Annotated in this window: 5 protein-coding genes and 1 pseudogene; 3 read left to right on the top strand and 3 right to left on the bottom strand. The window is 72.3% G+C overall.

Going from position 1 to position 12,922, the window contains the following annotated elements:
* Positions 1 to 76: 76 nt before the first annotated feature.
* Together ACFY1J_RS32040 and ACFY1J_RS32035 are read right to left on the bottom strand one after the other, a co-directional pair.
* Complete coding sequence (locus ACFY1J_RS32040) at positions 77 to 1,087, bottom strand: hypothetical protein (protein WP_390710347.1); 1,011 nt, start codon at positions 1,085 to 1,087, stop codon at positions 77 to 79.
* Positions 1,088 to 1,187: 100 nt separating this feature from the next.
* A complete protein-coding gene (locus tag ACFY1J_RS32035) occupies positions 1,188 to 2,138 on the bottom strand; it encodes a hypothetical protein (protein WP_390732445.1) in 951 nt (316 codons plus the stop codon).
* 87 nt (positions 2,139 to 2,225) lie between these two features.
* On the opposite strand from ACFY1J_RS32035, the gene ACFY1J_RS32030 reads away from it, so the two are divergent.
* Complete coding sequence (locus tag ACFY1J_RS32030) at positions 2,226 to 2,663, top strand: DUF4442 domain-containing protein (RefSeq protein WP_390710573.1); 438 nt, start codon at positions 2,226 to 2,228, stop codon at positions 2,661 to 2,663.
* Between the two features lie 103 nt (positions 2,664 to 2,766).
* On the opposite strand, the pseudogene ACFY1J_RS32025 reads toward ACFY1J_RS32030, so the two are convergent.
* Positions 2,767 to 3,603, bottom strand: a pseudogene (locus ACFY1J_RS32025) (UTP--glucose-1-phosphate uridylyltransferase).
* Positions 3,604 to 3,964: 361 nt separating this feature from the next.
* Here ACFY1J_RS32025 and ACFY1J_RS32020 point away from each other — a divergent pair.
* The gene (locus ACFY1J_RS32020) at positions 3,965 to 5,674 is read left to right on the top strand and encodes an RICIN domain-containing protein (RefSeq protein WP_390710349.1); all 1,710 of its coding nucleotides are present in this window, start codon (positions 3,965 to 3,967) and stop codon (positions 5,672 to 5,674) included.
* Positions 5,675 to 6,051: 377 nt separating this feature from the next.
* Positions 6,052 to 12,921 (top strand): SDR family oxidoreductase, encoded by a 6,870-nt coding sequence (locus ACFY1J_RS32015; protein WP_390732444.1) that lies wholly within the window; start codon positions 6,052 to 6,054, stop codon positions 12,919 to 12,921.
* The last annotated feature ends 1 nt before the right edge of the window (position 12,922 follow it).

Genomic DNA, 12,922 nt, shown 5'->3' with positions numbered 1-12,922 from the left:
GTTCACGGTCGTCGGCGGTGGGCCACCCGGTACGCGTGCCAGAACTGGTGAGGGCACCGGACGACCAGCCCCGCGGTCAGCTCCCGGTGGGGTCCCCGTGCAGCCGTACCGTGCTGAGGATCTTCATGATGGTCGCCGTGTCGACCTCCTCCTTCACGCCCTTGGCGCCGTAGAAGTTGAACGACACGATGTCTCCGGCCGAGTTCTCGAAGCCGAAGGTGAGCGACTTGCCGTCGGTGGCGCACTTGCCCTTGCGCGGGGTGTTCGTCGAACGCGCCCAGGCGTAGGCACCCTTGACGCCCGACTTGGTCGTGAAGTCCGTGGCCTTCTTGTCGTAGGTGATGCTCTTCTTGTCCGGCTGTGTGTAGCCGCCGTACACCCACCAGGGCACTTCGCGGATCGCCGCGTCGCCGGCGCTCTTGGCGCTGCTCTCGCCCTTGGTGCCCACCACGGCCAGCGCCGTGTCGTCCGACCTGCCGTCCTTGTCGTCGTCGGACGTGCACCACTTGGACTTGTACTCGGCCGGTGCCGACATCATGATGAGGGCCTTGCCGTCGCTCGACTTGCGGTCCTCGAAGCCGATCAAGGTGCCCGGGCTGTCGATCTGCCAGTCCGCCGGCACGTCGAAGGCCGTGCCCCACTTGGGGTTGACGACGACCTTCCAGCCCGCGACGAGCGGCTTCTCGGTCTCGTCGCCCCGCGGGTTGTCGTTCGAACCCGACGAGGTGGCGGTGGGCTCCGGGCTCGGCGACTGGCTGGTCCTCTTGCCCGAACCGCCGTCCGCCTTGTCGTCCTTGTTCCCACCGAGGACGAGGAATCCGGTCACACCGGCCGCGACGACCACGGCCACCGCCGCGACGATCGCTATCAGCTTGGTCCGGTTTCCGCCGCCACCGCCCTGCGGCGGCTGGGGCCCGCCCACCGGTCCCGGGGCGCCCCACTGCGGCTGCTGCCCATAGGGGTTCGGCTGCTGATACTGCTGGTAGCCGGGCTGCTGATACGGATTCGGCTGCTGGTAACCCGGCTGCTGATACGGGTTGTTCTGCGGGTTCTGCTCGCCCCCGGGCGGCTGCTGTCCTGGCCACATGGGCAGTTACCCTAACGGCGCCAGGGACACGATTCGGTCACCGCCCCTTGTCAGGGACGTACCGAATCAACGACTGCACCGAATCACCGCACGTGCCGCCTCAGGAATCGGACCCGACGTCGTACAGCCGCACCGTAAGCAGGATGCCGCGGACAGTGGTGTCCGTGACCTCACCGCTGACGCCCGTGGCGCCGACGAACGACCACGACAGCACACTGCCGTCCGGGTCCTTGAAGGCGAACGTCGTCGCCCTGCCGTCGGAGTCGCACTTGTGCTTCCTGACAACCCCGGACGACTTCGAGGTGGCGAGGCTGCCCGTGATGCCGGAGGCGGTGGTGTACGACGTCACCGGGCCGGTGGTGACCTTCTTGCGGTCGGGCTGGGCGTACCAGCCGTAGACCCAGTCCGCCGAATCGGAGCGGGCGGCTTCCTCGGTGCTCTTGTCGTCGTTGCCGCGTGTGCCCACGTTCGCCAGGGACGTGTTCTCGCTGCTGCCGTCCTTGTTGTCGTCGGAGCTGCACCACTTCTCCTTGTACACGGCCGGTGCCTTCATGCCGATGATCACCTTGTCGCCGGAGTCGGCGTCGTCCGTGACATAGGTGATCCAGTCCTTCGAGCGCGGCGCCCAGTCCGGGGGCACGTCGAAGGCGATGCCCACATCCGGGTTGACCACGACCTTCCAGCCGGTGACGGTCGGCTTCAGGTCGCCGCCGGCGCGCGGGTTGTCCTGTGCGGAGGAGGCGGACGGCGAGGCGGAGGAGGGCGTCGGTGAGCCGGTGGGATCGGGGTCGGCCTTGTCGTCCTTGCCGCCGCCCAGGACCAGGAATCCGGTGACTCCGGTCGCGACGACCACGGCCGCCGCCGCGACGACCGCCACCAGCTTCGTGCGCCGGCCACCGCCGTCCGGCCCGGGCGGCGTCACGGTGGGCGGTGCGGGCCACTGGGCGGGCTGCTGTCCCAGGTACGGGTTCGGCTGCTGATAGCCGGGCTGCTGGTAAGGATTCTGCTGCGGATTCGCCCCGCCACCGGGCGGCTGTTCCCCTGGCCACATGGGCCGTAACGATACAGCGATCATCGGACCGGCTCTGGTCAGGTACTGCTACTCGTGAGTAACATGGCGGGCATGAGCACAGACCAGATGTCGATCGGCGAATTGCTCGCCGCCACGGTTCCGATGGTGCGGACCCTGAACCTGGAGTACCTGGAGACCACTCCGGAGCGGGCCGTGCTGTCCCTGCCGGACCAGAGCGAGTACCGCAATCACGTGGGCGGGCCGCACGCCGGGGCGATGTTCACCCTCGGTGAGTCCGCCAGCGGTGCGATCGTCCTCGCCGCCTTCGGCGACCAGCTGGCGCGTGCCGTGCCGCTTCCGGTCACCGCCGAGATCGCGTTCAAGAAGATCGCCCTCGGTCCGGTCAAGGCCACCGCGACCCTCGGCCGCCCCATCGCCGACGTCGTCGCCGAGCTCGACGAGGGCAAGCGGCCCGAGTTCCCGGTGGCCGTCGCCATCCAGCGCGAGGACGGCGCCGTCACCGGTGAGATGACGGTGACCTGGACCCTCCGCCCCAACGGCTGACGTCCGCCTCGCGGATCTCGGGAGAGGCCCCGGCCGGATGGTGGATCCGGCGGCCGGGGCCCTACGTGTGTGCGGCGTCGGCCGCCGTCCGCGCCTTGAGTGTTCAGGCGGCCCGGTGCCGCTCCTCCCGCTCCGTCCTCGTGTCCTCCAGGCTGCCGGCGAACTCCTTGAGCCAGGCGATGAATCCGGGGCCGAGGTCCGGGCGGTCGCAGGCCAGGCGGACCACCGTGCGCAGATGGTCGGCCTTGTCGCCGGTGTCGTAGCGCAGGCCGTCGGTCGGCTGGATCTCGCCGCCGCGGCCGGGCGGGGTGCGCTCCAGGGTGTCGAAGACGGCCGGGTCGAGGACATAGCGGCCGATGACCGCGTAGGTGCTGGGGGCGGTCTCGGGTGAGGGCTTTCTCCACGAGGCCCGTCACGCGTACCACGTCCGTCTCGCCGGTCGGTTCCACGGCCGCACAGCCGTAGAGGTGGATCTGCGACGGGTCGACCTCCATCAGTGCGACCAGGCTGCCCGCGTACCGGTCGCGCACGTCCAGCATCCGGCTGAGCAGGGTCTCGCGCGGGTCGATCAGATCGTCGCCGAGGAGGACGGCGAACGGCTGGTTCCCCACGTGGTGGCGGGCGCACGGCACGGCGTGGCCGAGGCCGAGCGGGTCGCCCTTGGCCGCAAGAGCCTGCTCCAGAGTTCGAAGGCGTTGTCGAAGTGGTCCTCGATGGCCCGCTTGTGGCGTCCGGTGACCATCAGGATGTCGTCGAGTCCGGCCGCGGCGGCCTCCTCGACGACGTACTGGATGGCCGGTTTGTCGACGACCGGCAGCATCTCCTTCGGCGCCGCCTTCGTCGCGGGCGGAAAGCGGGTGCCGAGTCCGGCGGCGGGGACGACCGCCTTGCGGACGGTGCGCGGGGGAGTGGGGGCGGTTGAGGAGCGCGGGGCGATCATGCGGCCCATGCCGGCGCACGGGGATGAGAGCACGCCGGAGAAACATGGGAGCTTCCTGTGGACGGGCGCGTTCCGCTTTCGGTGGGAAGATTGAAGATTCGGTGCGCCATCTGGCTTTCTGTGTATGCAAGTTGAGCCTTGAGTGACCAACGCGTCGAATGCCGGTACGGATACCGCCGGTAACTCATCTTGAATTCCCCTGACCTTGCACTGGGGCGCTCGAACTTCTTGTTACTTGTGAGTTGGGTGTGCGAAGGTGAGCCTCCTCCTGGGAGGGCAGAGGCTGGCACCGAAGGGGCACTGCTTTCCGGCGGGGCGCCATTCCTTGTGTCGTCCTTCGGCTTGGAAAGGAAATGGTTCCGTGCAGTCCCGGTCCGATCGCAACCTCGTCGCACAGCTCGGCGCCAAGGGCGACGGCAGCCATCGTGCCGTCGCCCTTCTGCTGGCCCGGCACTGGCGGGCGACCTGTGACTACGCGGTCGTCTGCCTCGCCTCCGCCAGTGGTGCCGCCCAGTTCGTCGCCACCACGGCCTTCAATCGCGTGCTCGGCCGGCTCGCGGGCGGGGCGACCGGTACCCCGCTGCGCCCGCAGTTCCTCGTGGCCGTGCGGGAGACCGTCCGGGAGTGGGCCGCCGACGAGGGCATCTGCGTGGTGCTGCCCGAACTGCGCAAACCGACCGGCGGCCGCGGTCTACGCGCGGTGAAGTCCGGCATCCCCGAAAGAAGGCAACTCGCCGAGCGTGCTTTCCGCGCCCTTCCCGGAGCGTCCCAATGTCTGCTGTGGCACACCGAGGTCGAGGCGGAGCCGATATCAATTCCCGCCGGACTGCTGGGCGTGGACACTTCTGCCGCCGCGGCAACGCTGGAGCAGGCGCGTGAACAATTCCGGGCGGAACTGCTGCGCGCCCACCGCGAACTCGCGCCCACCGCGGAATGTCGTCACCACAACCGCCTCCTCGATATTTCCATTCGCCGCGGCGGCTTCCTGTTGCCCGACGCGCAACGGCATTTGACGGTGTGCCAGTACTGCCGTCGAGCCGCGGAACAGCTCGGCCATGTCGAGGGCGGACTGGAGATCCTGCTCGCCGAGACCGTGCTCGGCTGGGGCGCGCGCCGCTATCTCGACTCGCGCCCGGGACGCGGCGCCGTCGAGGAACTGCCGCCCGCGCCGGAGGCCGTGGGCCCGGAGGGCGTACACCCGGAGGTCCTGCACTCGGAGGTCGTACGGTCGGCGTACGCGAGTCGAAAGCGGACGCGGCGCATGGCGGTGGCCGTCGGCGTCGGGCTCACCTGCCTCGTGCTGCTCGCGACCGGGCTGGTGGTCAGGGGCTGGACCGATGGCGTCCACGGTGTCTCCGCACCCGGTGACACCTGGGGAGCCGCCGGCCGCGGCTCCGCCCGGTCCGGCGCCACCCGCGAGCCGTCCGTCGTCGCCTCCCCGTCCGCGGCTTCCGCGAGCGAGCCCGTCGAGGTCGCGCACGGCAGACTGCGCAACCCCGCCACCGGACTCTGCCTGGATGTCGAGGGCGGCCGGGTCGGGGCGGGGGCGGGGGCGGTGCTCGCGCCGTGCTCGTCCGCGGGGTCCCAGCAGTGGTCGTACCGGCGCGACGGAGTGCTGCGCAGCGCCGCCGACCCCACCCTCTGCCTCGCCGTCGAACCGCAGGCCCGGAAAGTCCTGCTGTCCGGCTGCGTCGGGCACGCGGGCGAGGCGTCCTACGAACTGACCGTGCGCGGTGAACTCCTCCTGCGCCGGCACAGGGGACTCGTCGTCGCCCCGGGCTCGGGCAGGGCGAGCGCCCATGTGGTCGTGACGAAGCGGGACGGTGACCGGCGGCAGCGGTGGACGCTGGCGGCCGGAGCCGGCCGGACGCAGCGGAAGACGCCGGCGAAGCGCCGCCCCGAGCGGCCGCGACAAGTCCGGACAGACCCGGGAGCGGTACGGCACTCGGATCGCGCAGTCGGCTGCCGCGGCGACAGCGGCCCGGTGCCGGAGCGGGGCCGGGGGGCCGGCGTTCCCCGGCCGTTTCTTCAAGGATTTACAAGATTTTTCCATGATTCACGTTTGACCTGAATGGAATTCAGTCGCCGACGGGTTCGATCGAGCCACGGTGCCGAAGTCATGCGGAATTTACAGAGCCCGGTCGGGCCGCCCGCCGCGTTGTGGACGGGTGAGTGGGGGGTGAATCCGCCGGACGCTTTGACGGGCTTGTGGCGTTGTGGTGCCTGGGGCTCATGGTTCGGACGGCCGTACGGTGGATGGGACTTGCTCGGATTTTCGGCTCTTGCGTCGACTCTCGTCCGCTGGCCGAATTGATTCCACCGCCAGCGGAATGGCCGCATCGTTATTGACCCGCCAGTAATAAGTCGCTAGTTTCCGGTGGCCCCGACCAGCGCTTCCACGTCGCACAAACCCCCCACCGTGCTGTCTTACCGATTATTCGGAGCATCATGACGTCTGCTGCGCGCGCTCTGGACCTGATCATTTGCATCACCCCTTTCGGAGAACCCGATGCCAGGCTCACCGCGGCCGTCTGCCGGGCCGGCGGACTCGGGATCCTGGACCTCGGCAACGGCGACCGAAGATCCCGTGAGGCCCTCGGGCGCCTGAGACACATGGCGCCGGGCCCGTTCGGGGTGCGGGTCACGGGCCGGTGCCGGATGCGGCCCGAGGACATCGAGGCGGTCGACACCGTGGTCCGCACGGCCGACGCCCCGTGGCCGCTCGCCGAAGTCGCCGCGAGGCACCGGGTGTTGTCCGAGGTCACCGACCTGGAGCAGGCGCGGGACGCGGTCCGTGCGGGAGCGTACGGACTCATCGCCCGCGGCAGCGAGAGCGGCGGCCGGACCGGGCAGCTCAGCACCTTCGTACTGCTCCAACAGCTGCTCGCCGAGCCGGAGTTGGACGTGCCGGTCTGGGCGTGCGGCGGCATCGGGCCCCGTACGGCGGCCGCCGCCGTGGCCGGTGGGGCGGCCGGAGTCGTCCTCGACACGCAACTGGCCCTGCTGGCCGAGTCGACGCTGCCCGAGGCGACCGCGGCCGCGCTCCGCTCCCTCGACGGCTCGGAGACCGTCGTCGTGGCCGGTCACCGGGTACTGCACCGCCGCGGCCCCGACGCCTTACGCCCGCCCGCCGACGACCCCGCCGCCGTCGCCGCACTGCTGGGTGCCCAGGACCCGCACACCCAGCTGCTGCCGGTCGGCCAGGACGGCTTCCTCGCGTCACGCTTCGCGGAGCGCTGGCAGGACGTGGGCCGCACGCTGCGCGAGCTGACGACCGCGATCCGGGAGATCCTGCCCGGTCGGTCCGCCGACCCCGCGCCGGCCCGCGCGCTGCGGTCCGGCTCGGGCATGAGCCGGGCCCTCGGGACACGGCTGCCCGTGGCGCAGGGGCCGATGACCCGGGTCAGTGACCGGGCGGGATTCGCCGCGGCCGTCGCCGAGCACGGTGCGCTGCCCTTCCTGGCGCTGGCGCTGGCCGACGGAGCGCAGACGCGGGCGATGCTGGAGGAGACGCGCGTAGCGCTGGACGGGCGCCCCTGGGGTGTCGGTGTGCTCGGGTTCGCGCCGGAGGACATCCGCGGCGCCCAACTGGAGGCCGTACGGGAGCTGCGGCCCAGCCACGCCATCATCGCGGGCGGCCGGCCGGCCCAGGCCGAGGCGCTGGAGCGGGCCGGCATCAGCACCTTCCTGCATGTGCCCTCGCCCGGGCTGCTGCGGCAGTTCCTGGAGGCCGGGGCCCGCAGGTTCGTCTTCGAGGGCTCCGAGTGCGGCGGACACGTCGGACCGCGGGCCGGCTTCCCGTTGTGGGAGGCCCAACTGGCGGTGCTGGAGGACTTCCTGGCCGACGCCGGGGCCGACGACGACACGGTCCGGCGGATCGAGGTGTTCTTCGCGGGCGGCGTCCACGACGAGCGCTCCGCGGCGATGGTCGCGGCGCTCGCCGCACCGCTCACGGAGCGCGGAGCCGCCGTCGGCGTCCTGATGGGAACCGCCTATCTGTTCACCGAGGAGGTGGTGGAGCGAGGCGCGATACAGCCCCTCTTCCAGAGACAGGTCGTGGCGGCCGGGGCCACCGCCCTCCTGGAGACCGCGCCCGGCCATGCCACCCGCTGCGTGCCCAGCCCGTTCACCCTGAACTACCGGGAGCGCGAAGCCGAGTTGCGCGCTCAGGGCGTGCCGGACCGGCGCGTCTGGGAGGAACTGGAGCGGCTCAACGTCGGGCGGTTGCGCATCGCCAGCAAGGGCGTCGACCGCACCGACGGCGGCGAGCTCGCGCCCGTGGGCGAGCAACGCCAGCTGGACGAGGGCATGTTCATGGCCGGAGAAGTGGCTGTGCTGCGCTCCGCGACGACCACCATCGAGGCCCTGCACCGTTCGGTGACCGACGGCGCGGCCGACTTCCTCGCCGCCCGTACCGAGGAGCTGAGCGGGCGGCTCGGCGCCGACCGGACCGCGGGACCGGCGCAGCCCGCACCCCTCGACATCGCGGTCGTCGGCATGGCCTGCATGTTCCCGCAGGCCCCCGACCTGGCCTCCTTCTGGGCGAACATCGTCGCCGGGCACGACGCCGTCACCGAGGTCCCGCACGACCGCTGGGATCCCGACGTGCACCACGCCGACGGCAGCACCGCCTCCAAGTGGGGCGGCTTCCTGCCGCGCATCCCCTTCGACCCGCTCGCCTACGGCATCCCGCCCGCCTCGCTCGGCAGTATCGAGCCCGTCCAGCTGCTCTCCCTGGAGGCCGCCCGGCGCGCCTTGGAGGACGCCGGATACGGCGACCTCGGGCGGGAGTTCGACCGCTCGCGCACCTCCGTCGTCTTCGGGGCCGAGGCGGGCAGCGACCTGTCCAACGCCGCCACCCTGCGCGCCGTACTGCCGTCGTACTACGGCAAGGTGCCCGACGGGATCGAGGAGCAGCTGCCCCGGCTGACCGAGGACTCCTTCCCCGGCATGCTCGCCAACGTCATCTCGGGCCGGATCGCCAACCGGCTGGACCTCGGCGGGGCCAACTACACCGTGGACGCGGCCTGCGCCTCCTCGCTGGCCGCGGTGGACGTGGCGTGCAAGGAACTCACGGCGGGCACCAGCGACGTCGTCCTGTGCGGCGGCGCCGACCTGCACAACGGCATCAACGACTTCGTCCTGTTCTCGTCGGTCCACGCGCTCTCCCCGACGGGCCGGTCACGGGCCTTCGACGGATCGGCCGACGGCATCGCGCTCGGCGAGGGCGTCGCCTGCGTCGTCCTCAAGCGGCTGGCGGACGCCGAACGCGACGGCGACCGGATCTACGGCGTGATCAAGGGGCTCGGCTCGTCCAGCGACGGCCGCTCCCTCGGCCTGACCGCGCCCCGGCCCGAGGGGCAGCGGGTCGCGCTGGAGCGGGCGTACCGCAACGCGGGCGTCTCGCCGGCCGCGGTCGGCCTGGTGGAGGCCCACGGCACCGGGACCGTCGTCGGCGACCGCACCGAACTCACCGTTCTGGGCGAGGTGTTCGCCAAGGCCGGGGCCCGGACCGGCGGATGTGTGCTGGGCTCGGTCAAGTCGCAGATCGGGCACACCAAGTGCGCCGCCGGTCTCGCGGGCCTGATCAAGACCGCCCTGGCGCTCTACACCGGCGTACGGCCGCCCACCCTGCACCTGAAGAGCCCCAACGCGGCGTGGGAGGAGGGCGCCGGCCCCTTCGCCTTCCACACGCGGGCCCAGCCGTGGGCGGTTCCGGCCGGCGAACGCATGGCCGGAGTGAGCGCGTTCGGCTTCGGCGGGACCAACTTCCATGTGGTGCTGGGTGCTTACGCCGACGCCGTACCGCCGGAGCAGGGTCTGGAGGAGTGGCCCGCCGAGCTGTTCACCTTCCGGGGGAGGGACGCTGCGAGTGCCGGCCGGGCGATCGAGGCGGTTCTGCAGGCCGCCGAGGCCGACGGCCGTCCCTGGCGGCTGCGTGACCTCGCGCTGAGCGCGGCCCGGCGCTCCGACGCCTCACCGGAACCGGTGCGGGTCGCGGTCGTGGCGACGGACGTGGACGGTCTGATCCGGCAGCTGCGCAGGGCCCTGGCAGGCGAGTACGACCCGGCCGCGGGCATCCACCTGGCCGACGCGGCGGCGCACGGTGAGGACAAGGTCGCCTTCCTGTTCCCGGGCCAGGGCAGCCAGCGCCCCGGCATGCTCGCCGACCTCTTCATCGCCTTCCCCGAACTTCAGCACTACCTTCAGCTCGGCCGGGCCCACGCCGACCGGCTGTTCCCGCCCGCCGCCTTCGACGACGCGGCCCGAGAGCGCCGGCGGGCCGAGCTCACCGACACCCGGGCCGCCCAGCCCGCCCTCGGCATCACCGGCCTCGCCGCCCACGCCTTCCTCACCACGGCGGGTGTGCGGCCGGACATGGCCGCCGGGCACAGCTACGGCGAACTGGTCGCCCTGTGCGCGGCCGGCGCCCTCGATGCCGAGACGCTGCTGGAGCTGAGCACCGAGCGGGCCTCGGCCATCCTCGCGGCGGCGGGCGACGACCCCGGCAGCATGGCCGCCGTCTCCGCCGGCGCCGAGGATGTCGAAGCAGCTCTGCGCACGGCCGGGGTGCCCGCCTCGGTCGTCCTCGCCAACCGCAACTCGCCCCAGCAGACGGTGATTTCCGGTCCGACCGATGAAGTCGCGGGCGCCGTACGGCTGTTGCGCGAGGCCGGGTTCGGCGCCAAGCGCATCCCGGTCGCCTGCGCCTTCCACAGCCCCCTGGTGGCGGGTGCGGGCCAGCGGTTCGCGGAGGTCCTCCGGGACAGGACCGTACGCCCTGCCGAGTTCCCGGTCTGGTCCAACCGTACGGCCGCCCCGTACGCGGCGGACCCGGACGCCGTGCGCGCGGAGCTGGCCGCCCAGATCGGGGCGCCGGTCGTGTTCGCCGCGCAGATCGAGGCCATGTACGAGGCGGGAGCACGGATCTTCGTAGAGGCGGGACCCGGCACGGTCCTCACCCGGCTGGTCGAACAGATCCTGGGCGACCGCCCGCACCGCACCGTCGCCTGCGAGCCCCGTGACAACAGCGGGCTGCGCGGCTGGCTCGACGCACTCGCCCAACTGGCCGTCGCGGGACGGCCGGTGCGCACCGGCCGGCTCTTCCGGGGGCGCGACGCCGTCGACGCCGTCCGCACCCCGGCACCGAAGCGACCCGGCTGGACGGTCGACGGCCACCTGGTCCGCACCGCCGCCGGAGAACTCCTTCCCGGTGCCCTGGCACCGGCCCGACGAGTCGTGGAGACGACTGTGACGACGAACCACCCGTACGGCGTCCCGGCCGGCCAGGACGCGCTGATCTCCGAATTCCTGCGCACGAGCCGGGAGATGATCGCCGCCCAGCGCGATGTGCTGCTCACCTATCTGGGCGCGGTGCCGGGACAGTCCGCTCCCGCACCCGCGGCGCCCGGCCCCCTGGTGGTGCCCCAGATCCAGCCCGCCGAACTCGTCGCCGCCCCACAGCCGGTCCCGGAGTCCATCCCGGCCGGCACCGGCACGGACCCGGCAGCCGATGTGGAACGCGTCGTCCTGGAGATCATCAGCGAGCGCACCGGCTACCCCGTCGACATGATCGAGCCCGACCTCGACCTGGAGGCGGACCTGAGCATCGACTCGATCAAGCGGGCCGAGATAGCGGGCGAACTCGCCAAGCGGCTGGGGATCGGCGCCGGGGCGGACGCCACGCCACTGGACGACGCGCAGTTGGAGGAGCTTGCCAAGGCGCGTACGGCGGCGGCCGTGACGCGCTGGCTCGCGGCGCGGCTGGACGGAGCCGGGGAGCAGAGTGCCGTCCGGTCCGAAGTTCCCGGTTCCGCAGAGGAGTCGACGGAGCGGGTCGTCGGCGTCGCGCCGAAGAGGCTTCAGCTCCGTCCGGTGCCTCTGGGGCAGCCGGACCGCCCGGCGGATCCGGCCTCCGTCCTGTCCACGAAGCGGTTCGTCGTGCTCGGCGACGGAGGCGGCGCGGCTGCAAAGATCGCGGCGCGGCTCGCTCCGTACGGCGCCGAGGTGGTGACCGTCGGCTCGGAACACCTGCTGACCGAGGCGGACGGCGTGGTGGACGGCGTGCTGTACATGGGGGCGCTGCCGGGCGCCGAGCCGCCGGTCCTGCCCGACGCCTTCTACGCGCTGAAGGCCGCCCTGGCGCACGGCCCGCGATGGCTGCTGGCCGTACGGCCCGCCGACGGCGACGACGCGCTGCGGGCGGCGGGGCTGGACGGCCTGTTCCGCACCGTCGCCCGCGAATACCCGGAGACGGTCGCGCGGACCGTCGCCCTCGCCGACACGGGTCCGTCCGCCGTCGCGGACGCCCTGCTCGCCGAACTGCTCGCACCCGACCCGGCACCCGTCGTCCTGCGCACCGCCGCCGGCCGGCACGGTTTCGAGCTTGTCGAGGCACCCCTCGGCACGCTCGGCAGCACCGGCGCGGGACCGGCCGGCGACGGTGCCGCCGAGGCCGCCGCGCTCGGCCTGGACCGGGACTCCGTGGTGCTGCTGGTGGGCGGTGCCCGCGGGATCACGGCGAAGTTCGCGGCCTCGCTCGCCGCGGCCTGCCGCTGCCGCATCGAACTGCTCGGCAGAACGCCCGCGGCCACCGGCCCCGAGGACCCGCGGACCGCCGCCGCGCGCACCCCGGCCGAACTGCGGGCGGCCCTCGCCTCCGGCGGCTCACTCGGACCCGCCGAGGTCAACCGGGCCGCCGAACTGATCCTCGCCCAGCGGGAGATCGCCGCCACCCTCGCGGAACTCACCGCGCTCGGCAGCCGGGTCCGCTACCACACCGTGGACTTCCGCGAGCAGGATGCCGCACTCCAGGCGGTCAAGGAGATCCATGCCGAGCACGATCGCCTCGACGGGGCGGTGTTCGCGGCCGGGGTGATCGAGGACCGGCTGATCGCCGAGAAGACCGCCGAGTCCTTCCAGCGCGTGTACGGCACCAAGGCGACCGGAGCCGCCACCCTGCTCACCGCGCTGGAGGAACTGCCCAACGGGCCGGGGTTCACGGTCCTGTTCGGCAGCATCTCCGCCGTACTCGGCAATCGCGGCCAGGCCGACTACGCGGCCGCCAACGACGCCCTGGAGACCCTGGGCACCGCCTGGGCCGCCCGCACCGGACACCGTGCGCTGACCGTGCACTGGGGGCCGTGGGCACCCACCGGCTCCCACGGCGGGATGGTCGGTCCGGAGCTGGGCCGGGAGTACGCCCGGCGCGGCATCCAGCTGATCGACCCCGACGAGGGCACCGCGGCCCTGCTGCGGGAACTCGCCTGGGGCGAGGAGCCGGCCCGCGCGGTCGTCTACACCGCCTCGGGGTGGTGAC

The sequence above is a fragment of the Streptomyces sp. NPDC001406 genome (genome assembly GCF_042895285.1).
In the GTDB taxonomy this organism is placed as follows: domain Bacteria; phylum Actinomycetota; class Actinomycetes; order Streptomycetales; family Streptomycetaceae; genus Streptomyces.
The sequence above is the reverse complement of the archived record's forward strand: the minus strand, read 5'-3'. Positions and strand labels throughout refer to the sequence as shown.